The organism is Micromonospora sp. ATLC16 (assembly GCF_057196645.1).
Window position 1 is genome coordinate 21,119 of the sequence record NZ_JBXUOW010000006.1, and the last position, 22,111, is coordinate 43,229.

The 22,111-nt window shown below is 70.2% G+C and carries 15 protein-coding genes and 1 pseudogene; 8 read left to right on the top strand and 8 right to left on the bottom strand.

The window, feature by feature from the left end:
* Positions 1-183 precede the first annotated feature (183 nt).
* The 3 genes from AC2CHE_RS04345 to AC2CHE_RS04355 all read left to right on the top strand — a co-directional run bounded on the left by AC2CHE_RS04345 (position 184) and on the right by AC2CHE_RS04355 (position 2,294).
* Entirely contained in the window at positions 184-783 is a 600-nt protein-coding gene (locus AC2CHE_RS04345) for a hypothetical protein (protein WP_484503585.1), read from the top strand.
* A 10-nt stretch (positions 784-793) separates the two neighbouring features.
* Positions 794-1,759, top strand: a complete 966-nt coding sequence (locus tag AC2CHE_RS04350) for a hypothetical protein (protein WP_484503586.1) — start codon at positions 794-796, stop codon at positions 1,757-1,759.
* Between the two features lie 154 nt (positions 1,760-1,913).
* Positions 1,914-2,294 carry a hypothetical protein gene (locus tag AC2CHE_RS04355; RefSeq protein WP_484503587.1) on the top strand — a complete coding sequence of 127 codons (381 nt, stop codon included), beginning with the start codon at positions 1,914-1,916 and terminating at the stop codon, positions 2,292-2,294.
* A gap of 200 nt (positions 2,295-2,494) precedes the next feature.
* Here the strand turns inward: AC2CHE_RS04355 and AC2CHE_RS04360 are convergent, their stop codons facing one another.
* A complete protein-coding gene (locus AC2CHE_RS04360; RefSeq protein WP_484503588.1) occupies positions 2,495-4,330 on the bottom strand; it encodes a glycoside hydrolase family 6 protein in 1,836 nt (611 codons plus the stop codon).
* Between the two features lie 532 nt (positions 4,331-4,862).
* Here AC2CHE_RS04360 and AC2CHE_RS04365 point away from each other — a divergent pair.
* Together AC2CHE_RS04365 and AC2CHE_RS04370 are read left to right on the top strand one after the other, a co-directional pair.
* Positions 4,863-5,762 (top strand): hypothetical protein, encoded by a 900-nt coding sequence (locus AC2CHE_RS04365; RefSeq protein ID WP_484503589.1) that lies wholly within the window; start codon positions 4,863-4,865, stop codon positions 5,760-5,762.
* Positions 5,746-6,444 (top strand): class F sortase, encoded by a 699-nt coding sequence (locus AC2CHE_RS04370; RefSeq protein ID WP_484503590.1) that lies wholly within the window; start codon positions 5,746-5,748, stop codon positions 6,442-6,444. The genes AC2CHE_RS04365 and AC2CHE_RS04370 overlap by 17 nt, the downstream gene beginning before the upstream one ends.
* 138 nt (positions 6,445-6,582) lie before the next feature.
* On the opposite strand, the gene AC2CHE_RS04375 is transcribed toward AC2CHE_RS04370, so the two are convergent.
* A complete protein-coding gene (locus tag AC2CHE_RS04375) occupies positions 6,583-11,637 on the bottom strand; it encodes an NAD-glutamate dehydrogenase (RefSeq protein ID WP_484503591.1) in 5,055 nt (1,684 codons plus the stop codon).
* 286 nt (positions 11,638-11,923) lie between these two features.
* On the opposite strand from AC2CHE_RS04375, the gene AC2CHE_RS04380 reads away from it, so the two are divergent.
* The gene (locus tag AC2CHE_RS04380; protein WP_484503592.1) at positions 11,924-13,879 is read left to right on the top strand and encodes a penicillin-binding transpeptidase domain-containing protein; all 1,956 of its coding nucleotides are present in this window, start codon (positions 11,924-11,926) and stop codon (positions 13,877-13,879) included.
* A 359-nt stretch (positions 13,880-14,238) separates the two neighbouring features.
* On the opposite strand, the gene AC2CHE_RS04385 is transcribed toward AC2CHE_RS04380, so the two are convergent.
* From AC2CHE_RS04385 to AC2CHE_RS04410, 6 genes are all read right to left on the bottom strand, one after another.
* The gene (locus AC2CHE_RS04385) at positions 14,239-15,429 is read right to left on the bottom strand and encodes an arginase family protein (RefSeq protein ID WP_484503593.1); all 1,191 of its coding nucleotides are present in this window, start codon (positions 15,427-15,429) and stop codon (positions 14,239-14,241) included.
* A gap of 292 nt (positions 15,430-15,721) precedes the next feature.
* Positions 15,722-16,633: a tetratricopeptide repeat protein gene (locus AC2CHE_RS04390; protein WP_484503594.1), complete on the bottom strand. Its 912-nt coding sequence runs from the start codon at positions 16,631-16,633 to the stop codon at positions 15,722-15,724.
* 99 nt (positions 16,634-16,732) lie between these two features.
* The gene (icmA, locus tag AC2CHE_RS04395) at positions 16,733-18,421 is read right to left on the bottom strand and encodes a coenzyme B12-dependent isobutyryl-CoA mutase large subunit (RefSeq protein ID WP_484503595.1); all 1,689 of its coding nucleotides are present in this window, start codon (positions 18,419-18,421) and stop codon (positions 16,733-16,735) included.
* Between the two features lie 104 nt (positions 18,422-18,525).
* Positions 18,526-18,918: an Asp23/Gls24 family envelope stress response protein gene (locus AC2CHE_RS04400; RefSeq protein ID WP_484503596.1), complete on the bottom strand. Its 393-nt coding sequence runs from the start codon at positions 18,916-18,918 to the stop codon at positions 18,526-18,528.
* A gap of 97 nt (positions 18,919-19,015) precedes the next feature.
* Positions 19,016-19,951 carry a methylmalonyl Co-A mutase-associated GTPase MeaB gene (gene meaB, locus AC2CHE_RS04405; protein WP_484503670.1) on the bottom strand — a complete coding sequence of 312 codons (936 nt, stop codon included), beginning with the start codon at positions 19,949-19,951 and terminating at the stop codon, positions 19,016-19,018.
* Positions 19,952-20,016: 65 nt separating this feature from the next.
* Complete coding sequence (locus tag AC2CHE_RS04410; RefSeq protein WP_484503597.1) at positions 20,017-21,216, bottom strand: acetyl-CoA C-acetyltransferase; 1,200 nt, start codon at positions 21,214-21,216, stop codon at positions 20,017-20,019.
* A gap of 61 nt (positions 21,217-21,277) precedes the next feature.
* Here AC2CHE_RS04410 and mce point away from each other — a divergent pair, with 61 nt between their 5' ends.
* Together mce and AC2CHE_RS04420 are read left to right on the top strand one after the other, a co-directional pair.
* Entirely contained in the window at positions 21,278-21,751 is a 474-nt protein-coding gene (mce, locus tag AC2CHE_RS04415) for a methylmalonyl-CoA epimerase (protein WP_484503598.1), read from the top strand.
* A gap of 19 nt (positions 21,752-21,770) precedes the next feature.
* A pseudogene (locus tag AC2CHE_RS04420) lies at positions 21,771-21,938 on the top strand (crotonyl-CoA carboxylase/reductase); the annotation flags it as partial.
* Between the last annotated feature and the right edge of the window lie 173 nt (positions 21,939-22,111).

The following is a 22,111-nucleotide window of genomic DNA, read 5'->3' on the forward strand; positions in this document are numbered from 1 at the left end:
TACGTAATCCGCGCCGGCCGCACTACCGTCCGTCGAGACTACCGGTACGTCGCCGAACGTCCCGGCGACGAACTGCCTGTCGGTTTTCCAGCCCACGGGCAGCCAGGTCGGGCCAGGAAAGTGCTCCGAAACGGGATTGGCGATCAGTGGGTGGCGGGAATACCTGCAGGCGAAGGAGGAGCCATGTCGCCCACGCAGATAATCGTCATCGCCATCGTCATCCTGGTGGTCGCCGCCATCGCCGCCGTCGCCGTCGTCGTGGCCGGCCGTCGCCGGGCGCTCCGGCAGCGTTTCGGCCCCGAGTACGACCACGTCGTCGCCGAGCAGGACAGCCGCAGCGCCGCCGAGCGCGAGTTGCGGGACCGGGAGCGCCGGCACGCCGAACTCGAACTGGTCCCGCTCACCCCCGAATCGCGTGCCCGGTACACCGAGGCGTGGGAGGAGCTTCAGGTACGTTTCGTCGACTCTCCTGCCGAGACCGTCGGGCAGGCCGACGAACTGGTCAGCCGGCTCATCGCCGAACGCGGTTACCCCACCGGTGAGTTCGACGACCAGATCTCCCATCTCTCCGTCGAGCACGCGCGCACGCTCAGCCACTACCGCGACGCGCACGAGATCCATCTGCGCAACTCCCGGGGCGAGGCCGGCACCGAGGATCTCCGCCAGGCCGTCGTCCACTACCGCGCTCTCTTCAGTGACCTGCTCGGCGAGGAGCCGCCGGTCGCTGCGGGGGCGCCGGAACAGCGCCACCCCGACGCCGCCCACGACGCCACCAACCGCTGAGGAGATCACCATGCGGCAGGAAGAGCAGCAGCTCAACAACGACCACCCCGAGGCCGTACGCTCCGCCCCGGTGGCGGTGCCGGCCACCGAGGACGACCGGGAGACGCACGACGGGGTCGACACCGTCGACGAGCCGACGGATCACGACGTGTCGGAGACCGACCGGGGCCGCCCCTGGGACGGCCGTCCCGGCTCCGACAGCGAGCGGGCCGAATTCCACGAGCCGGGTCCGACGCCAACCACCTTCGGCGCGACCACCGTCGGTGGCGCGGTCGCCGCGTCCGCACTGGCCAGTCCGCGCCCCGAGGACGAGCGCGACCCGCGCGAGGAGGACACCGCCCAACCTGGTGACGGCGCGGTCGACGGTGAGCGGGAGGGACGGCGGGCGGACCCGACGGCCGAGTTCGACCGGACCGGCGACGACACCGACGATGACCTCGACGACACCGACCTCGAGACTTCGACCGACGCCGACGTCGAGGCTTCGACCGACGCCGACGCCGACGGCACGGCGGACGACCGGCTGACCGACAGCCCCGTCGACGTGGACCGGGCGACGGACGACGACTCCCCACCGACGGCGGCGGACGACGAGACGGCGGAGGCGGGCGGTACCGGCTACGGCAGTGCCACACCCACGATGGTCGACCCCGACACGCAGACCCCGGGCGAGGACACGACCAGCCCCGGGGCGGCGGTTCCGACCGGAGCGGCGACCCTGTTCGACGGCGCGACCGCACAGGGCTTCCGGGACCGCTGGCGCGACGTCCAACTGCGCTTTGTGGACGACCCCCGGGCGGCTGCCGGCGAGGCACAGTCACTGGTGGAGGAGGCCATGGAGGCGCTCTCGGCCGCGCTGGCCGAGCACCGCAACAAGCTCGGCGGCTGGCAGGAGGCCAGCTCGTCCGACACCGAGCAGCTGCGGGTGGCCGTACGCGAGTACCGGGACTTCCTCGACCGGGTACTCGGCCGCTGACCGGCGGCAGTTCAGCACCACGACGTTTCACCCGAAGGCGGGTGCTCCGGATCCGGGGCACCCGCCTTCGGCGTACCACCGACAGGCATGGCCACCGGCGAGGCGGGTACGCCCAACAGGGCCGGAGAGCGCCGCGGACAGGAGGGCAGCAGCGATGACGGATCGTGATCGGCAACGACCGCTGGAGGAGCGCCCCGAGGCGGCTGCGGCGGTCGACGACGACAGCACCGTTCCTCAGCTGATGACCGGGGGCGGTCCCGACCGGGACAATCCGACGTTCGCCGAACCGGATGATCCGACCGGAAGCGGGCCGACCGACGACATCATCGCCGATCCGTACGCCGCCGGGACCGGTGCGACGGGCACCGGCACGGGTGCCGGCGGGGACAACGTCCGCACCGGGGCGGAGCAGCCCTGGGAGCCGGAGGACCTGGTGATGGCCCGGGGGCAGGACCTCACCGCCGAGAACATAGAGCGGGCCCGACGCGAGTTGGACGAGACCGGCCGTACGGCGATCGAGAAGACGGTTCCCTGACCCGCCCGCGCCACGGTGGGCCCTCGCCGGGGCGGCGGTAGCCGGTTGCGGCGTACCAACGCCGTCGAGCGGGTGACGGCAACCGTGGCGCAGGCGGCGCGAGGGGCCCCTGGTCCGACCGGTGCGGTCGGACCAGGGGCCCGGGTGACCTGCCGCCGCAGCGCCTCACCTACTGTCGGCGGCAGGTATGCCTGTGCCCGTCAGGACAGCGGCGGGTATGCGTTGGCCATCAGCTCGGCGAACTGCTCCGGGAACCAGGCGCCCGAGATCGGGGCGTCCGGCAGGGCACCGCTCATGCTGTTGCCGTTGCGGTCGTTACCGGTGTAGGTCGGGTCGCACATCCGGTCGAAGCCCTTGCCGTCGTTGTTCGGGATCTCGCTGCTGGAGCCGTCCGACTCGCCCGGAGGCTTGATCCAGACGTACGCGTCGATGCCGGAGGCCGGAGCGGCCTTCGGCCGCTCGCCCAGACCCGCACCGGACTGGTTGCACCAGTTACCAGGGTGGATGCGGCGGTCGACGCGGCCACCATCCACGTAGGCGTTCACGCTGGTCGTCGGGCCCGCGCTGGTGGGCCGGTCGGGGCCGCCCCAGCCGTTACGCGAGGTGTCGATCAGCATGCCGATACCGCTGGGGAAGCCCTGCCCGACCAGTTCCTGACGGAACGCCTGAGCAAAGCTCTGCTCGTCGTTGTACTGGTTCCAGTCGATCCAGTCCGACTGCCGCACCGTCTGGCCGTTCACCGAGTCGCTGATCTTGACATACGGCTCGAGGGTCGCCGAGTAGTTCGCGGTGTTGACGATGAAGCCGTGCACGTGGTTGACCGTGCTGCCGGAGGCCGTGGCGGCCTCCTTCAGGATCTGGGCGGTCGGGGTGAAGTTGCTGTCCCAGCCGATCCAGCCGTGGTGAGCGGCATCGACGTAGTTGTACACGTTCGAGTACGCGCCCAGCGTGGCCAGGGCGTAGCCGACACCCTGCACGTACGCGCCGTTGGCCTTGACCGTGTCGCACATGACGGTGCCACCCGCGTTGCCGGAGGTGTTGGTCACCAGGTTCGGCAGCGAGTCGACCTCGATGACGTTGATGATCCTGATGTTGCGGTACTTCGGGTCACCCTGGATCGCCGCGATCGGGTCGATGTACTCGGCCTTGTACCTCGGCAGCTCGTCCGCCTCCAGCTCACCGTTGGAGGCGAGCGCCGCGCAGTCGCGGCCGGGCAGGTTGTAGATGACGAACTGGATGTAGTCGGCGTTCTGCTCCAGCGCCTCGTCCAGGTGGTCCCGGATCCCCATCGGGCCGTTGGACTGGCTGTTGTCGGTACCCTCGATCGCCGCGATCCGGTCGATCCAGACTGCGGTCGGGTTGTTCGACACCCGGCTACCGCCGGTGACCGACTCGGCCCTTGCCTTCCACTCCGGGTTCACGTAGCCCTGGGCGTTCAGGTACGGGTTGTCCACCTTGGTGCCGGGCGGCGGGGTCGTCGGCGGCGGCGTGGTGGGCGGTGGCGTGGTGGGCGGTGGCGTGGTGGGCGGTGGCGTGGTGGGGGGCGGGGTCGTCGGCGGCGGGGTCGTCGGCGGCGGCGTGGTGGGCGGCGGCGTGGTCGGCGTCGTGCCGCCGTTGCAGGCAACGCCGTTGACGGTGAACGAGGTGGGCTTGGGGTTGCTGCCGCTCCACGAGCCGTTGAAGCCGATGCCGATGCTGGCGCCGGTGGCCAGGTTTCCGTTCCACGACTCGTTCTGCGCGGTCACGTTACGGCCCGACTGGCTCCACCGGGCCGACCAGCCCTGGACGAGCCGCTGGTTGGCGTCGGGGAACGTGAAGCCGAGCGTCCAGTTGCTGAGCGCGTCACCGACGTTCCTGATGGTGACGTTGGCGGTGAAGCCGCCCTGCCAGTCGTTGGTCGTGTACGACACGTCGCACTGAGTCGCCGCGTGCGCCGCGGTCACCGGCAGCGTCACCAAACCGCCCGCGACCAGCGCGCTCGCGCCGGCCAGCGCGACGGCCCGGCGTCGACCGGACAGCCTTCTCCACACATTCATGCCACTGATCTCCTTGGGCGAGACCGGATCCGCGTACGGCCCGGCACGTGGCCCGAAGGACGTCCTACGCGGACGGCCGTCGGCGCCAACGGGATTCTTCGGGAGCGCCCGACCCGGACGGGCGTTGGTGGTGGTGCGACGACCGGAGTCACCGGTCGGCGGCCAGGTGGTCGTCCGGCGAACCGGATGCCCTCGACACCTGCCTACGCGATGTGGCTCTGCTCACCGCGTGCTGCGATTCTTGCATGGGAGCGCTTCCATGGCAATGGTTCGATATTTTCGAAACCCTACCGGGGCAAAAACCCCAACACCACTACAACGCGGATGGGTCGCCCTGGCAAGCACTGCACCACCCATCCCCCCAGGCGCCGGACAAGCCGGCGCACCCGGGGCAAGCGGAGCGGTAGAACCTGGCATACCGAACTAATGGCAGAACGCGAATTTTCCCTGCATAAGCCATGAAACGGTCTAACGTCGGTTCTGGCTCGGTTGTTGCCGGCCGCAGGACAACAGGGATGGAGTGACACAGGTCATGGCTAAGAAGATTCTGGGGAAGGTCGTTGCGGGTGCTGCCCTCGGCAGCGCCTCTCTGCTGGTGTTCGCGCCAGGGGCCGCGTACGCCGACAGCCAACCGCAGACGGACGAAGGCAAGGTCTTCGCCAGGCCGCACGCCGTCAAGGCGGGCGAAGAGGTCAAGCTCATGCAGATCTGCACCAAGGAGCAGGAGCACCCCTTCGTCTGGTCAAAGGTCACCGGGAAGGTCAAGCTCGAAACGGCCCGGAACGGCGACTCGCGTGGCGACCACAAGGATTGGCGCGAGGAGAACGGCACCGCCGAAGGCGGCAAGGACAGCGAGGGCTGGTCCGGCCACGAGCGTTCGCAGCCGGCCGAGGGCGAGTCCGGCGGCGGTTGGGGCGGCGGCGCTGACGTGCACGACGACTGGAAGGGCGACGAGCACGGCCAGGACGCCGAAAGTGGCCGCGATTCCAAGGGCCAGGACGAGAAGGACTGGAAGGGCCAGGACGAGAGCGGCGCGGACTCCGCCGAGTCGCACAAGGACGACTGGTCCGGCAAGTCGGACGAGAGCGACTGGTCCAGCGAAGGCGAAGACCGCTCCGGCGAGCGCGACTGGGCGGCGGACGAAGCCGACGAGCGCGGCAAGGACAGCTGGGAGCACGAGAAGGACTTCGTCTACTACGGCGAGGCCCAGGTCGCCGAGGACACCAAGCCCGGCACGTACGAGTTGGAGGGCTCCTGTGGCACGGGCGAACTGGTCGTCCTGCCGAACGGTGGGGTCGACGGCGGCGACGGTGGCATCGTCACCGGTGCCGACCGTGGCCTGGCCACCGCCGGGGCGAGCCTGGTCGGCGCGGCTGCCCTCGGTGGCCTCGTGCTGATGCGCCGTCGTCGGACCGATGAGTTCGCGGCCTGACGCGACGACGAGTGGGGCCGGCGGCCGTCACGGTGGACCGTGGCGTGCCGTCGGCGCCGCCATCGTCGTCCTGCTCGCCATGATGGGCTCCGGCCTCATCGGCGCCGCGCTGAAGACCACCGACTCGCCGCGCCCACCGCAGCCCATGGCGGGGACGAGCGCCCCGTCCCCGAATCCGTCCGCCGAGGCCGGCCTCAACGGCGCGCAGCGAGTGTCGTCCGGGCTACCCCGTGCCGCTCCCACCAGCATCAACATCCCCCGCATCGGGGTCCGGGCCAACATCATGACGCTCGGCACAAACTCCGACGGCACCGTCCAGGTGCCTCCGCTGGACCAGGCGCTGCTCGCCGGTTGGTACGAGCCCGGCCCGAGCCCCGGCGAGCCGGGCAACTCGGTCATCGTCGGTCACGTCGACTCGGCCGCGATCGGTCCCGCCGTCTTCTTCTCCCTCGGCGCCCTACAGCCCGGCGACACCGTCAGCGTCGAACGGGCCGACGGCCGGACGGCTACCTTCCGGGTGGACTCGGTGGCCTCGTACCCGAAGGACGCCTTCCCCACCGAGCAGGTGTACGGCCCCAGCGACCGCCCGGGCCTTCGGGTGATCACTTGCGGCGGCCAGTTCGACGAGGCAACCGGCGACTATCCCGACAACGTGATCGTCTTCGCCTCCCTCACATCCTGATCCACCCCACCCACCCCCACCCCCACCCACCCCCACCCCACCAGGCCCCGCCGATCATGCAGTTGTGACACCGGACAAAAGCCGGTTATCCACGCGTTCGGAGCGCCACAACTGCATGATCGCGATGGTGGGAGTGGGTCAGGTGGCGGCGGAGGTGCGGACCAGGGTGCGGATCTGGCGGAGCAGGACCGAGAGTGCGGCAAGGTCGGCACGGGACTCGTCGAACTCGCCCATCGCCCGTTCGGCACGGTGGATCGAGGTCGCATTCGACTGCTCCCACTGCTGTACCCGCTCCTGCGGCGAAAGGGCACCCGGCGTGGAGTCCAGCACCTCCGCGGTGAGCGCGGCGAGTGCGGCGTACAGGTCGTACCGCAGCGCCATCCGCGCGAGCGTCTGCCAGCGGTCCTCGCGCGGCAGCAGGGAGATCTTCGACAGCAGCGAGTCCACCCGGAACCGGTCGGAGAGCACGAAGTAGACCGCGGCAACCTCAGCGACGTCCCGTCGGGTGCGGGTCGCGGTCTCCACCACGTCCAGCAGACCGAAGCTGTACATCAGGCGGGTACTGCGCTCGACCAGCTCACGCGGCACCCCGCGCTCGGTCATGGAGTCGATGTGTGCCACGATCGACTCGCGTTCGCTGCCGTAGAAGAGCGTCTCCATCTGAGGCAGCAGCCGGGTGATCCCGTCCCGCAGCCGGGCGATCTCGGCCGGCACGTCGATCGGCGAGCGGCGGTTGGTCACCAGCCACCGCACCGCCCGGTCGAGCAGCCGCCGGGTGTCGAGATAGACGCTGGTCTGCAACTCCAGATCGATCCGGTTGTCAAGTGCCTCGACCGCGTCCCACAGCTCGCGCAGTCCGAAGACCTCGCGGACCACCACGTACGCCCGAATCACGTCCGCCGCCGTCGCGGCGGTCTCCTCGACGACCCGGAAGACGAACGAGATCCCGCCCCGGTTGATGGCTTCGTTGACCAACACCGTGGTCACGATGTCGCGGCGCAGCCGATGCCGGTTCATCCGGTCGGCGAACCGTTCCCGCATCGGCGTCGGGAAGTAGTTGACCAGCACCTCGCCGGTCCACTCCTCGTCGGGCAGCCCGTCGGTGAGGATCTCCTTTTCCAGGGCAATCTTCACGTACGCCAGCAGCACGGCGAACTCCGGCGCGGTCAACCCGGACTCGGTGCGTACCGCCAACTCCTCGTCCGGTGGCAGCGCCTCCAGCGACCGATCCAGGACGCCGGCACGCTCCAGCTCGATGATCATCCGTCGGTGCACCGGAAGCAGCGAGGTCGCCTGGGCCTGAGAATTGTTGATCGCCCGAGCCTGGTCGTAGTTGTCCCGCAGCACCAGCTCCGCGACCTCGTCGGTCATCCGGGCGAGCAGCTCGTCCCGCTCGGGGACACTCAGCTCACCGTCGGCGACCGCGGTGTTCAGCAGGATCTTGATGTTCACCTCGTGGTCGGAGCAGTCCACCCCGGCCGCGTTGTCGATGAAGTCGGTGTACATCCGGCCGCCCGCCTGGGCGTACTCGATCCGGCCGTGCTGGGTGAAGCCCAGGTTGCCGCCCTCACCGACCACCCGGCAGCGCAGGCTGCGACCATCCACCCGGATCGCGTCGTTGGACTTGTCGCCCACCTGGTCGTTGGTCTCGCTGGACGCCTTGACGTAGGTGCCGATGCCGCCGTTCCAGAACAGATCGACAGGCGCGGTGAGGATGGCCTTCATCAACTCCTGCGGGCTGAGCTGGTCGACATCGTCGTCGAGCCCGAGCACGGCACGGACCTGCGGTGACACTGGCACCGACTTCGCCGTACGCGGGTAGAGCCCACCCCCGGCCGAGATCAGCTCGGCGTTGTAGTCCTCCCAGGTGGACCGGGACAAGTCGAACAGCCGTTTGCGTTCGGCGTACGAGGTGGCCGGGTCCGGGTCCGGGTCCAGGAAGATGTGCCGGTGGTCGAACGCGGCCACCAGCCGGATGTGCTCCGACAACAGCATGCCGTTGCCGAAGACGTCACCGGACATGTCGCCGACCCCGGCCACGGTGAAGTCCTGACTCTGAGTGTCGTGCCCCATCTCCCGGAAGTGCCGCTTGACCGACTCCCACGCACCTCGGGCGGTGATGCCCATCTTCTTGTGGTCGTAGCCGGCCGAGCCGCCGGAGGCGAAGGCGTCACCCAGCCAGAAGTTGTGCGCCGTCGAGATCGCGTTGGCGGTGTCGGAGAAGGTGGCGGTGCCCTTGTCCGCCGCCACCACCATGTACGGGTCGTCGCCGTCGTGCCGGACCACGTCGTCGGGCGGCACGATCTCACCGGCCACGATGTTGTCGGTGACATCCAGCAGGGCCGAGACGAACTCCTTGTAGCAGATCACCGCCTCGTCGCGGTCACCCGGCTTCTGCTTGAGCACGAAGCCGCCCTTCGCGCCCACCGGCACGATCACGGCGTTCTTCACCATCTGCGCCTTGACCAGACCGAGCACCTCGGTACGGAAGTCCTCCCGCCGGTCGGACCAGCGCAGACCGCCCCGGGCCACCGGCCCGAACCGCAGGTGCACACCCTCGAACCGGGGCGAGTACACGAAGATCTCGAACTTCGGTCGCGGCGCGGGCAACTCGGGGATCGCCTGCGGGTCGAGCTTGAAGGCGACGTACGGCTTGGGTCGCCCGCCCACCGGCCGCTGGTAGAAGCTGGTCCGCAGGGTGGCCTGGATCAGGCTCAGGTACGACCGCAGGATCCGGTCCTGGTCGAGGCTGGCCACGTCGTCGAGCGCGGCGCGGATCTCGGTCACCAGTTCGGCGCCCCGCCGCTGGCGCTGCTCGGCGTCGACCGGACCCGGCTCGAACCGCGCCTCGAAGAGCTGCACCAACAACGTGGCCAGGTGCGGGTACGCGATGAAGGTGGACTCCATGTAGTCCTGCGAGAACACCGTGCCGGTCTGTCGCAGGTACTTCGCGTACGCCCGCAGCACCACCACCTGACGCCAGGTCAGCCCGGCGAGCAACACCAGCTCGTTGAAGCGGTCCACCTCGGCTTCGCTCCGCCACGCCGCCGCGAAGGCGTTCTCCACGTGCGGGCGCACCTCGGCCAGTTCCTGGTGCCCCTCGGGCAGCCGTAGCCCGAAGTCGTAGAGCCAGATCCGGCCGTCGACCCGTTCCACCTCGTACGGGTGCTCGTCGACCACCTTCACACCGAGTGAGTGCAGCACCGGCAGCACCGCCGAGAGCATCATCGGCTCGCCGTAGCGGTACACCTTGAACCGCACGTCCATCGACTCGTCGACGTCCGGACCCCGGCCGGCGGCACGCGGCGCCAACTGCTTGCGGAACAGGTGCATCTCCAGCTGGCCGGGCTCCTCCAGCAGCTCCAGCTTGGCCAGGTCCTTCATCGCCTCGTACGGCGTGTGCCCGTCCTTGTAGCCCTCCGGAAACGCGTCGGCGTACCGGCCGAACAGGTGCTTGGCCTGCTCGTCGCCGAGCTTGCGTTCCAGCACCAGCCGGTAGTCGTCGTCCCACAACCGGGTGGCGTCGGCCAATTCCTCGGCCAGCAGGTCGGCGTCGACTTCGCCGGGCGGGCTCGTCGGGTCGGTCCGCACGATGAAGTGCACCCGGGCCAGCATCGACTCGGTCACCCGGGTGGTGTAGTCCACCCCGACACCGTTCAGCTCACGCAGCAGGATGTCCTGCATGCGCAGGCGGTTCTGGGTCGTGAACCGGTCCCGGGGCAGGTAGATCAGACAGGAGATGAACCGCCCGTACGCGTCCCGGCGCAGGAACACCCGCAGCTGCCGGCGACCGGCCATCCGCAACACCCCGACGACCGCGTGGTACAGGTCGTCGGTCTTGATCTGGAACAGTTCGTCGCGCGGGTACGTCTCCAGGATCTGCATCAGATCCTTGCCGGAGTGGCTGCGCAGGCTCAGTCCGGAGCGGTCAAGCACCTCGGCGACCTTGCGCCGGACCACCGGCAACTCCTGGACACTGGTCCGGTACGCGGCGTTGGAGAACAGGCCCAGGAATCGCCGCTCGCCCACCACCTCGCCGTCCTCGTCGAAGATCTTGAAGCCGATGTAGTCGAGGTACGCCGAGCGGTGCACGGTGGCCCGCGAGTTCGCCTTCGTGATGATCAGCAGGCGCTTCTCGGTGACTCTCTCGTGCGCCTCCGGCGTCATCGAGGACAACGCCCGCGCCTCCGGCGAGTCCTGACGCAGGATGCCCAGTCCGGTGCCGAGCACCGCTTCCAGCGCCGACCCGCCCTCGGCCGAGTCCGGCACCAGCCGGTACTCCCGGTACCCGAGGAAGGTGAAGTGATCGTGTGCGAGCCAGCGCAGCAGCTCCACCGAGTCGGTGATGTCCTTCTCCGGCACCGGTGGCCGGTTGTCGCTGGTCCGCGCGGCAGCCAACTCATCGGCGAGGGCGAGGGCGCGCTGGCGCATCTTCGGCCAGTCCTCCACGGCCTCCCGCACGTCGGTCAGCACCCGTTGCAGTTCCCGGCGTAGCTTGTCCCGCTCCTCAGGGTCACGGACCGGGTCGATCTCGATCCGCATCCAGCTCTCGACCAGGTCACCGGAGATCGCATCGTCCGGCTCCACGTCGGCGGCGACCTCGACCAGCCGACCCAACGGCTCCCGGCGCACCACGACCAGCGGGTGCACCAGCAGGTGGACGTCCAGATGATGGGTGTTGAGCAGGGCGGTCACCGAGTCGACCAGGAACGGCATGTCGTCGGTGACGATCTCGATGACGCTGTGGTGCTGCTCCGCGTCGGGCGAGTGGATCCGCAGCTTCAACTCACCCGGCACCCGCTGCCGGGCCAGTTCCCGGTGCGCGCGAGCGGCGTCGAGCATCTCCTCGGCGGTGAACCCGATCAGTTCCTCGTCCGGCGCGAACCGCCAGAACCTGCCCACCAGGGTCGCCGCGTCATGGTCGTCGCCGGCCAGCGACACCGCCTGGGCCACAAGTCGCTCGGCGTTGGGCACCGGCTCGTCGAACTCGGCGTCCTCCGCGTCGTCGGCCAGCGCCTCCGGCGGAAGTCCCAGGTCGTAGAGGGTGTCGAGGCTCGAACCGGTCATCCCGGTCGCACCTGTGTCTAGCCGACCGAAACCGTCCCCGTCGGTCGCCGTGTCGAAACTGTCGTCCCGGCCGGTGTCAACCTGCCGGAGGTCGGGTTCCGGTTTGATCGCCGGACGCCGGTCCATCGGTGCCACTCCCCTCGACCCACAACACTGTGGGTCAGTCTGCCGCCAAGCCTAGGCCGACCGATCGTTTCCTCCATCGGCGGACCACCGGCCGGACGTCCGGATCTCCGACGCCGTCCTCTCACCCTTTGCGGTACGAGGTTCGACCGGGTTCGGAGTACCCCGCCTGATGTTGTTCATCACACCGTCACGAGACCGTCTTTTCTCCTGACCAGGCCCGTCCGGGACAGTGGCCGCCGCCCCGGCGTACTAGCGTGCGGAACAGCAGACCGGGAGGGAGCACCAAATGTGCGTTCCGCGTCGACAACGCCACAGCCGGTCACCACTTGGCGTGGTCATCACCTGCCTGGTCATAGCTGCCAGCCTGGTCGCCTGCTCTGGCGAGGACGGCCCGCAGCGCACCGTCGAGGCCTTCCTCGACGGCTGGCGCAAGGGCGACCTGAACGCGGTAGGTCTCGTCGACCCGACCGGCGCGAAGATTCCCGCAGCCGACGTCGTCCGGGAGATCCGGGAACTCTCCGGGGGACTCGTCGACGCTCCGCTCGCGCTGACCCGCCAGGGCGATCCCGAGGTGGTCCGGGACACCGCCACCGCCACCATCCGCGCCGAGTGGACGCTACCCGGCGGGACGCTCTGGACGTACGACCGTCCGCTGCGACTCAGCCAGGGCCGCGACGACAAGTGGCAGGTGATCTGGGAGCCGCAGATCGTTCAGGAACAGCTCACCCGGGGCGACCGGTTGGGGCTGCGGCGGGACCGTGCGCCCCGGGCCACCGTGCTCGACGGTGCCGGCGAGCCGATCGTGGCGCCCCGCAGCGTGGTCCGGGTGGGGTTGCAGCCCAACGAGGTGACCGACGTCAAGGCCATGATCCGCGAACTGGACGCCGCGTTCCGCGCCATCCGGCCGGCGATCACCCCGCCGGTCGACCTGTCGGACCTGCCGAAGCGGCTGAAGGAGGCGAAACCGGACGCGTTCGTCGAGGTGGTCACTCTGCGTGACGAGGCGTACCGGCAGATCAAGTCCCGCATCTACCCCCTGTCCGGGACGAAGTTCCCGACCGACAAGCTGGACCTCGCACCCACCCGCGAGTTCGCCCGGGCGGTGCTCGGAACCGTCGACCCCGCGTACGCCGAGGACCTCGCCAACCACCCCGAGCGCTACTCCCCCGGCGACCTCGTCGGCCACGGAGGATTGCAGGGCCGCTGGGACGAACGACTACGCGGCGTACCGGGGCTGGCCGTCGTGATCAACCGCGCCGGGCCGGACGGCACCGTGGAATCGACAGGCACCGAGGTGTTCCGCCGTGAGCCCCAGCCCGGCCAGCCAGTTCGTACCACGCTCGACGTGACCACCCAGAACGCCGCCGACCGGGCGCTGCGCGGCGAACGCCGACGCTCCGCCCTGGTGGCCGTACGGGTCACCGACGGCGCCGTACTCGCCGCCGCCAACGGCCCCGGTGCCGCCGGGGAGAACCTGGCCTTCACCGCGCAGGTGCCACCCGGCTCCACCTTCAAGATGGTCAGCGCGTTCGGGCTGATCGAACGCGGGGCGGTAACCCCCGACACCACCGTCGCCTGCCGGAAGAGGGTCGTCGTGGAAGGACGTTCCTTCAAGAACTCCGACAACTTCGCCCTGGGCGAGGTGCCGTTCCGCACCGACTTCGCCAAGTCGTGCAACACTGCCTTCGCCGCGCTCGCCCCTCAGTTGGGCGCGGACGGTCTGGCCGTCGCCGGACGCACCCTCGGCCTGGAAGGCGAGTGGGGAGACCTGGGGCTCGACGCTTTCACCGGCAAGGTCTCGGCGAACGGCGGCGCCACCGAACAGGCCGCCGCGGCGATCGGTCAGGGCACCACTGTGGTCAGCCCGCTGGCCATGGCGGCGGCGACCGCGGCCGTGGCCAGGGGCCAGTTCGTCCCGCCGAAGCTGTTGCTGGATCCGGTGCCGGCTTCGGCCCCCGGGCCGGGACCGCAGTTGAAGCCCGAGGCGGTCACGGCGGTCCAGGAGATGATGCGCGAGGTGGTCACCAGCGGCTCCGGCACGGCGCTGCGGGATGTGCCGGGCGAGCCGGTGCACGGCAAGACCGGCACCGCCGAGTACGACGACAACCCGGACAACACCCACGCCTGGTTTGTCGGCTGGCAGGGCGACGTGGCTTTCGCCGTCTTCGTCGAGAAGGGCGGCTCGGGCAGCGGCACCGCGGTACCGATCGCCGAGAGTTTCCTACGTGCCCTACCCGACTGAACGCCTCAGCCCTTCCCGCCTGCCACCTCGGTCCGCCCCGGCCCGAGCCTGCCCCTGTCCGGCCCGACTGGACCGACCCCTCTGCCTTGACCCTGTCCTGCCCCACGCGACCGGTCAGGCCCTCGGCCCGCCAGATCGCCCTGGCCTCAACTACTCAAGCCGGCCTGTACCTGCTCGGCGGACAGTCATGGTTTTGCCCGGCGAGCAGACGACTAGTCGTCCTCGCCGACCTCACGGAGCGTCACGTCAGCGAGGTCACCGTGATCGAGGCATGCATCGTCAGGCGGCCCGGTACCCTCACGACAGGCACAACGCCGACCACTGAGACCTCGGGGCGGCCGGGAACGGCCATGGGTGGGTCAGGCGGCCGGCCCGCCGGCGGCGGTCGCCGGACGAACGGCTCCCGTCGAGACACCGGTGCCACCCAGGTCACCATCGGCCACACCACCATCGGCCACGTCATCGCCACCCGCGCTGCCACCGCCCGCGCCACCGCCGCTCGGGTCATGGTCGTCGGCCTGACCGCGGTCGACCGGTGCCGGCGCGTCCCGTGGGCTGGGCTGATCGATGCTCCGGCGCGGACCGGGGGTGGTACGGGGACTCTCCTCGGGACGCGACCGAGGTGGCGCCGAACCGGGAGCGGTCACCGGATGCAGGCCGGATACCACGGTGTTGACGATCTCCGCGGCGTACGCGCCGTCCGGGTCGTAGTCGGGGTCGAAGACGGTCAGCTCGATACCGAGGCAGTGCGGGGTGTCGACCAGACCGGCGAGCAGAATCTCCAGCTCGGCGAAGGCGATGCCGCCCGGGTCGGGCGCGTCGACCGCCGGCATCACAGCCGGGTCGAGCACGTCCACGTCGACGTGCACCCAATAGCCGGCGCAGTCGGCCAACTGCTCGTGCGCCCACTGGGCGGTACGCGCCGCGCCCTCGGCGCGGAGCGCCGGCACCGGCCGGGTGATGATTCCGGCGGCCTGCAGGTCAAGCCGATACTCGTCCTGGGCGCGGATGCCGAGCACCACCACATCGACGTCCCGGAAGTATGGTCGCCGGCCCTCGATGGCCGCCAGGTCGGCCTGGCCCCGACCGGTCACCAGGGCGAGATCCTCACCCGCCGCCGCACCCACGTACGAGGCGTTGCCAGGGTGCCGGAAGTCGGAATGGCCATCGACGAAGATCAACCCGATCCGGCCGCCGACCGCCTCACCCAGCCGGTGCATGGCCAGCGCCGAGCCGAGCAGGATCGAGCAGTCGCCGCCGAGGACCACCGGGAACTCTCCCCGGTCGATGATCGTGCCGATCCGGTCGGCCAGTGCCGCCGAGTAGTCGGCGATCTCCCGCGCATGGCAGACACCGTCGCCGGGTCGCCAGTCACCGGCGTCGTAGCGGGGCGGGGTCAGGCAACCCGCGTCACGGGCGCGCAACCGGGGCAACAGCCCCTGGTCCCGTAGCGCGCCCGGCGCCTTCCCGCAGCCTGGCACGGAGGTGGGCGTCGGCGGGCGCAGACCGAGGTTGCTCGGCGCGTCGAGGACGGCGATCCGGCGCATCATGGGCCGCCGTCGTTCGCGACTGCGGGGCTCGCAAGCTCACTCCTCGCGCTCACCGAGCCCACCCTCCGCTCGCGACTGCGGGGCTCGCAAGCTCACTCCTCGCGCTCACCGAGCCCACCCTCCGCTCGCGACTGCGGGGCTCGCAAGCTCACTCCTCGCGCTCACCGAGCCCACCCTCCGCTCGCGACTGCGGGGCTCGCAAGCTCACTCCTCGCGCTCACCGGGGCTCCCGTCCTCTTGGAGGGTGAAGGCGGGCCGGCGACACGCCGGCCCGCGCTGGCGTGGCAGGTACTCAGAACAGGGCGCTGGCCAGGGCCCGGCGGGCCGATGCGACTGCGGGATCCTCTGGCCCGGCGATGGTGAACAGGCCGATCAGGTGCTGACGGACCTTCTCCCGGTCGTCGCCAGCGGTGCGGCGTACCAGCCCGACCAGGCGCTGGTACGCCTGATCGGCCAGGCCACTGAGGACCTCGATGTCGGCGGCGAGCAGTTGGGCGTCGACATCGTCAGGGTCGGCCGCCGCGGCGGTGAGCGCCGCCTGCGGATCGGCTCCGGCCACTCGGCGGGCGAGTCCCACCTGGGCCAGCCCGGCCTCGGCCGCGGCGTCCGCCGGGGTTTCGGCGAGGATTTTCCGGTACGCCTGCTCGGCGGCGTCCAGGTCGCCACTCATCAGCGCGTCGTCCGCCTCGTTGAGCCGTGGGTCCTCCGGCTCGACCACGCTCGCCCCACCGGCCTTGAGCACGGCCTGGAGCCACTGGCGAAGCTGCGCCTCGGGCACCACGCCGGAGAAGGCGTCGACGGGTTGACCGCCGACCACGGCGTACACCATCGGGATGCCCTGGACCCGGAACATCTGCGCGAGCCTCGGGTTGGCGTCCACGTCGACCTTGGCGAGCACCCAGGCACCGCCGCCCTCGACCGCCAGCCGTTCCAGCACCGGAGACAGTTGCTTGCAGGGCTCGCACCACTCGGCCCAGAAGTCGACCACGACGGGTGTGGTCAACGAGCGCTCCAGGACCTCCGACTGGAAGGTCGCCTCGGTCACGTCGATGACCGTGACTCCGCCGACGGCGCCGCCGGGTGCCCCGGCGGGCGGGCCGGCCTGAACCGGAGCCGGTGTGGAACTGGGGGCAGGGGTGCGCAGCGCGCTGAGGTCGACCGCGCCGCGGGTAAAGATCGACGAGGTGATCCGTGGGTCGCTCATGGTTATCTAGTCTCGCACGCAGTTCGCCGAACTCGGATCAGCCTCGGCCCGCGCAGTTGCCACTGTCACCCCTGCCCAGCCGCCCTGATGGGGCGAAGGTCAGAACCGTGCGGGCTCGCGGTAAACGCCCCATTCGGCCCGCAACGCCTCACAGATCTCGCCGAGGGTCGCCTCCGCCCGGACGGCGTCGAGCATCGCCGGGACCATGTTCTCCCCGGTACGGCTCACCGCCACCATCGCCTCGACTGCGGCACGTACCCGGGAGTCGTCCCGACCGTGCTTGCGTTCGGCCAGCATCCGGCGCTGTTCCAACTCCACCTCGTGCGAGATGCGGAGGATCTCCAGCTCCTTGGCGACCGTGCCGGTGTGGCAGTTGACGCCGACGATCTTCTTATCGCCCTTCTCCAACGCCTGCTGGTACACGAACGCAGCCTCGGCGATCTGCCCGGTGAACCAGCCGTCCTCGATGCCGCGCAGGATGCCGGAGGTCATCGGCCCGATCTGGTGCGGGCCGTCGCCGCCGAGCGCGCGGATGCGGGCGAAGATCTCCTCCGCCTCGGCCTCGATCCGGTCGGTGAGCGCCTCGACGTACCAGGAGCCGCCCAGCGGGTCGGCCACGTTGGTCACCCCGATCTCCTCCATCAGCACCTGCTGCGTACGCAGGGCGATCTCGGCGGACTCGTCGGTGGGCAGGGCGAGGGTCTCGTCCAGGGCGTTGGTGTGCAGCGAGTTGGTGCCACCGAGCACGGCGGCGAGCGCCTCGACGGCGGTGCGTACCACGTTGTTGACCGCCTGCTGCGCGGTCAGCGACACGCCCGCGGTCTGGGTGTGGAACCGCAGCCAGAGCGCCTTCTCGCTGGTGGCGCCGTAGACGTCGCGCAGCCAGCGGGCCCAGATCCGGCGGGCGGCCCGGAACTTGGCGATCTCCTCGAAGAAGTCGACGTGCGAGTCGAAGAAGAAGCTCAGCCCGGGGGCGAAGACGTTGACGTCGAGCCCGCGCGACAGTCCCAGTTCGACGTAACCGAAGCCGTCGGCCAGGGTGTACGCCAGCTCCTGCGCAGCGGTCGAGCCGGCCTCACGGATGTGGTAGCCGGAGACCGACAGTGGCTTGTACCGGGGAATCTCAGCCGCGCAGTACTCCATCAGGTCGCCGATCAGGCGCAGGTGCGGCTCCGGGTCGAACAGCCACTCCTTCTGCGCGATGTACTCCTTGAAGATGTCGGTCTGCAGCGTCCCGTCCAGGCTCGACAGGTCGGCGCCCTGGCGCTCGGCGGCGACCAGGTACATGCAGAACACCGGCACCGCCGGGCCGGAGATGGTCATGCTGGTGGTGACCCCGGCCAGGTCGATGCCGTCGAAGAGCACCTCCATGTCGGCGGCGCTGTCCACCGCCACCCCGCAGTGGCCCACCTCGCCGAGCGACTGCGGGTCGTCGGAGTCGCGCCCCATCAGGGTCGGCATGTCGAAGGCGACCGAGAGCCCGCCGCCACCGGCACCCAGGATCATCTTGTAGCGCTCGTTGGTCTGTCGGGCGTTGCCGAACCCGGCGAACTGGCGGATCGTCCAGGTCCGTCCCCGGTAGCCGGTCGGGTGGAGGCCCCGCGTGTAGGGGAACTCCCCGGGCCAGCCAATCCGCTCGAATCCCGGGTACGCGGCACCTTCCGGTGGACCGTAGACCGGCTCGACGGGCATCCCGGAGAGCGTGGTGAAGTCGGCGTCCCGCTTGCGCGCGGAGTCGTAGCGGGCCTGCCAGCGGGCCCGCCCGGCCGCGATGTCGTCGGCGTTCATCCCCGGGCTCCTCCTCGAGTCCTCGACTGCAATCGAGTGTAGAGCCCTCACCTGAACGATCGATAAGGCAGTTCGTACCGACCGGTAATCTGAGCTGCCCGGATTCAGGCGGCGGGACCGTCGATGGCCACGTCGTCCACCCGGATGTTGATCTCGTCGACCCGCAGTCCGTACGCCTCGACCGCCCGGGTCACCTCGACCCGCACCGCCGTGGTCACCTCCGGCACCGGATGCCCGGCGTCGGTCACGATCACCAGGTTGATCACGGCACCGCCGTTGGTGACGTGCGCCGAGCAGCCCCGGCGCGCGTCGCCGACCTGGTCGAGCCCGACCCGGTCCAGCACCGCGTTGAAGAACCGGGCGATGTCGCCACCCAGCTCGACCACGCCGGGCACGGCCTTCGCCGCGGCCACCGCGATCTTCTCCACCACCTCGTCCGAGATGTGCGTACGCCCGCCCGCCACCGCGTCCGGCGTCATCGCCAACTCCTGCGTCATCTCGTGGTCCATGCGTCCCCCAGCGGCCGTCGCGGCGTCCGCGCAACCGCGCGGCGGTGCGAGCCTAACCGTCCCCGACGGTCCGCAGTGGACGCGGTCACCCGGCGAGCTGGGCGAGCAACGTCTCGGCCGCGGCGTACGGATCGGTCGCACCGGCCGCCACCTCGGCGGCGAGCGCCGGCAGCTGCGTACCGTCGCGCAGCGAGCCGATCCGGGCGCGGAGCACGCCGAGCGCGATCGCCTCGACCTCGGCGGCGGCCCGCGCCTCCCGCCGACGCCGCAACTCGTCGTGCTCGACCAGCCACGCGCGGTGCTTGTCGATGGCGGCGGCGACGTCGTCGATGCCCTCGCCACGGGCGGCGACCGCCCGCACCACCTGCGGACGCCACTGACCCGGCCCGCGCTCGCCGAGGGCGATCATGCCCTGGATGTCCCGGACGGTGGCGTCGGCACCGTCCCGGTCGGCCTTGTTCACCACGAAGACGTCGGCGATCTCCAGGATGCCGGCCTTCACCGCCTGGATCGCGTCGCCCATGCCCGGCGCGAGCAGCACCAGGGTGGTGTCGGCCAGCGAGGCCACCTCGACCTCCGCCTGCCCGACCCCGACGGTCTCCACCAGCACCACGTCGCAGCCGGCGCCCTCCAGCACCCGCACCGCCTGCGGGGTGGCCGCCGACAACCCACCGAGGTGCCCGCGGCTGGACATCGAGCGGATGTAGACGCCCGGGTCGGTGGCGTGGTCCTGCATCCGCACCCGGTCACCGAGGATCGCACCGCCGGTGAACGGACTGGACGGATCGATGGCCAGCACGCCGACCCGGTGCCCGTGTGCCCGCAGCGCTCGGACCAGTTCGTTCGTGGTGGTGGACTTGCCCACCCCCGGCGAGCCGGTCAGGCCGACCACCTGGGCTCGTCCGGTGTACGAGGCGAGCGCCGCGGCGATGGCCGGCACGGTCTCGTCGCCCGACTCGACCAGGGTGATCAGCCGGGCCACCGCGCGGGGGTCACCGTCGCGGGCCCGTTCGACAAGCATCGGTACGTCCCGACTGCGGCGCACCGAACCGGTGGCCGACGCCGGGACGCGGGTGTTCGACTCGCTCACAGATCGGTCTCGGCGGGGTCGGGAACGTGGATGATCAGTGCGTCGCCCTGGCCGCCACCCCCGCACAGCGCCGCCGCACCGGTGCCGCCGCCACGTCGCTTGAGTTCCAACGCGAGGGTGAGTACCAGCCGGGCGCCGGACATGCCGATCGGGTGGCCGAGCGCGATCGCGCCGCCGTTGACGTTGACCTTGTCCGGGCTGATCCCGAGGTCACGGGTCGACTGGATACCGACCTGGGCGAACGCCTCGTTGATCTCGATCAGGTCCAGGTCGGAGACGGCCAGGCCACCCTTGCGCAGGGCGTGCTGGATGGCGTTCGACGGCTGCGAGTGCAGGGAGTTGTCCGGGCCTGCCACGTTGCCGTGCGCCCCCACCTCGGCCAGCCAGGCCAGGCCCAGTTCCTTGGCCTTCGCCTTGCTCATCACCACGACGGCGGCGGCGCCGTCGGAGATCGGCGAGGAACTGCCCGCGGTGATGGTGCCGTCGGGGGTGAACGCCGGGCGGAGTTTGGCCAGGGAATCGGCGGTGGTGTCCGGCCGGATGCCCTCGTCCTCGCTGATCACCAGCGGATCACCCTTGCGCTGCGGGATGACCACCGGGGTGATCTCCTCGGCGAAGTGGCCGTTCTTCTGGGCGGCGGCGGCGCGCTGGTGGCTGCTGGCCGCGAACTCGTCCTGCTCCTGTCGGCTGATGCTCCGGGTGCTGCCGTGCCGCTCGGTGGACTCCCCCATCGCGCAGCAGTCCCAGGCGTCGGTCAGCCCGTCGAGCGCCATGTGGTCCTTGAGCGTCACGTCACCGTACTTGTAGCCGCCGCGCTGGCCGAGCAGCAGGTGCGGGGCGTTGGTCATCGACTCCATGCCGCCGGCCACCACGATGTCGAACTCGCCGGCCCGGATCAGCTGGTCGGCCAGGGCGATGGCGTCGAGCCCGGAGAGACAGACCTTGTTGATGCTCAGGGCCGATACGGACATCGGGATGCCCGCCTCGACGGCAGCCTGCCGGGCGGGGATCTGCCCGGTGCCGGCCTGGAGCACCTGGCCCATGATCACGTATTGCACCTGGTCGGGTGCGACTCCCGCCCGTTCCAGGGCGGCAGAGATCGCGATGCCGCCGAGTTTCGTCGCCGGTAGGTCCTTGAGGTTGCCCAGCAGGCGCCCCATCGGGGTCCGCGCGCCGCTGACGATCACCGAAGCCATACCTGCCTCCGAGGGGGTGCCGACCTGTACGCCTTAACGATTGTTCGGCCAGACTAACGTCATGCCTAAGAACTCCCCCGTCGAGCCCGCTGCCGACTATGTCACAGACATCGAGCTGCGGCGCATCGACCATGTCGGGATCGCGGTGCCCGATCTCGACGCCGCCATCGACTTCTACCAGCGCACGTTCGGGATGCGCTGCGTGCACACGGAGACCAACACCGAGCAGGGTGTCCGGGAGGCGATGCTGGCGGTCGGACCGAGCACCGAGGGCGGTTGCGTGCAACTGCTCGCGCCACTGACCCCGGAGTCGACGATCGCGAAGTTCCTCGACCGCAACGGCCCGGGCGTTCAGCAGGTGGCGTACACGGTGCCCGACATCGACGCGGCCTGCGCGGCGCTGCGCGAGCGTGGCGTACGGCTGCTCTATGAGTCCCCGAAGCGCGGCACCGCCGACTCGCGGATCAATTTCGTACACCCGAAGGACGCCGGCGGCGTGCTGATCGAGTTGGTCCAACCGGCCGCATCCCACTGACCCGAAGGCCGCGGCGGTGACGTACGCGCTGGAGCAGACCGGCCAGGCCGCGTACGAGGTGCACCGCAACGCCCACCAGGGCAAGGTCGGCGTCCGCTGTCTGGCCCCAGAGGACGGACTCGGCGTGCGCGACTCCGAGCTGCGGGCCCGGCACGTCGAGGCGATCAACCGGTTCTGCGGGCGCTGACCTGACGGCCGAGGCACCGATGGCCATTCGGTGAACGCCGATTGGCTTTCCACACAGGCGACCCGACACCCATTCGTGCCATCGCACGGCGCGGGAAACAAAGGGCCGTACGCGACCGCGTCACGGCCCTTTTCCACGTCACGCTCCGTGCCATCCGGCTCGCCCCGGAGCTG

What these genes read in the sequence shown, in the direction of transcription:
- AC2CHE_RS04410 (WP_484503597.1), bottom strand. Translation starts at nt 21,216, where the DNA reads ATGGCTTCGGTGATCGTCAGCGGCGCGCGGACCCCGATGGGGCGCCTG.
- AC2CHE_RS04350 (WP_484503586.1), top strand. Translation starts at nt 794, where the DNA reads ATGCGGCAGGAAGAGCAGCAGCTCAACAACGACCACCCCGAGGCCGTA.
- AC2CHE_RS04385 (WP_484503593.1), bottom strand. Translation starts at nt 15,429, where the DNA reads ATGATGCGCCGGATCGCCGTCCTCGACGCGCCGAGCAACCTCGGTCTG.
- AC2CHE_RS04370 (WP_484503590.1), top strand. Translation starts at nt 5,746, where the DNA reads ATGAGTTCGCGGCCTGACGCGACGACGAGTGGGGCCGGCGGCCGTCAC.
- AC2CHE_RS04375 (WP_484503591.1), bottom strand. Translation starts at nt 11,637, where the DNA reads ATGGACCGGCGTCCGGCGATCAAACCGGAACCCGACCTCCGGCAGGTT.
- AC2CHE_RS04365 (WP_484503589.1), top strand. Translation starts at nt 4,863, where the DNA reads ATGGCTAAGAAGATTCTGGGGAAGGTCGTTGCGGGTGCTGCCCTCGGC.
- AC2CHE_RS04400 (WP_484503596.1), bottom strand. Translation starts at nt 18,918, where the DNA reads ATGACGCAGGAGTTGGCGATGACGCCGGACGCGGTGGCGGGCGGGCGT.
- AC2CHE_RS04355 (WP_484503587.1), top strand. Translation starts at nt 1,914, where the DNA reads ATGACGGATCGTGATCGGCAACGACCGCTGGAGGAGCGCCCCGAGGCG.
- icmA (WP_484503595.1), bottom strand. Translation starts at nt 18,421, where the DNA reads ATGAACGCCGACGACATCGCGGCCGGGCGGGCCCGCTGGCAGGCCCGC.
- AC2CHE_RS04390 (WP_484503594.1), bottom strand. Translation starts at nt 16,633, where the DNA reads ATGAGCGACCCACGGATCACCTCGTCGATCTTTACCCGCGGCGCGGTC.
- mce (WP_484503598.1), top strand. Translation starts at nt 21,278, where the DNA reads ATGCCTAAGAACTCCCCCGTCGAGCCCGCTGCCGACTATGTCACAGAC.
- AC2CHE_RS04360 (WP_484503588.1), bottom strand. Translation starts at nt 4,330, where the DNA reads ATGAATGTGTGGAGAAGGCTGTCCGGTCGACGCCGGGCCGTCGCGCTG.
- meaB (WP_484503670.1), bottom strand. Translation starts at nt 19,951, where the DNA reads ATGCTTGTCGAACGGGCCCGCGACGGTGACCCCCGCGCGGTGGCCCGG.
- AC2CHE_RS04380 (WP_484503592.1), top strand. Translation starts at nt 11,924, where the DNA reads ATGTGCGTTCCGCGTCGACAACGCCACAGCCGGTCACCACTTGGCGTG.
- AC2CHE_RS04345 (WP_484503585.1), top strand. Translation starts at nt 184, where the DNA reads ATGTCGCCCACGCAGATAATCGTCATCGCCATCGTCATCCTGGTGGTC.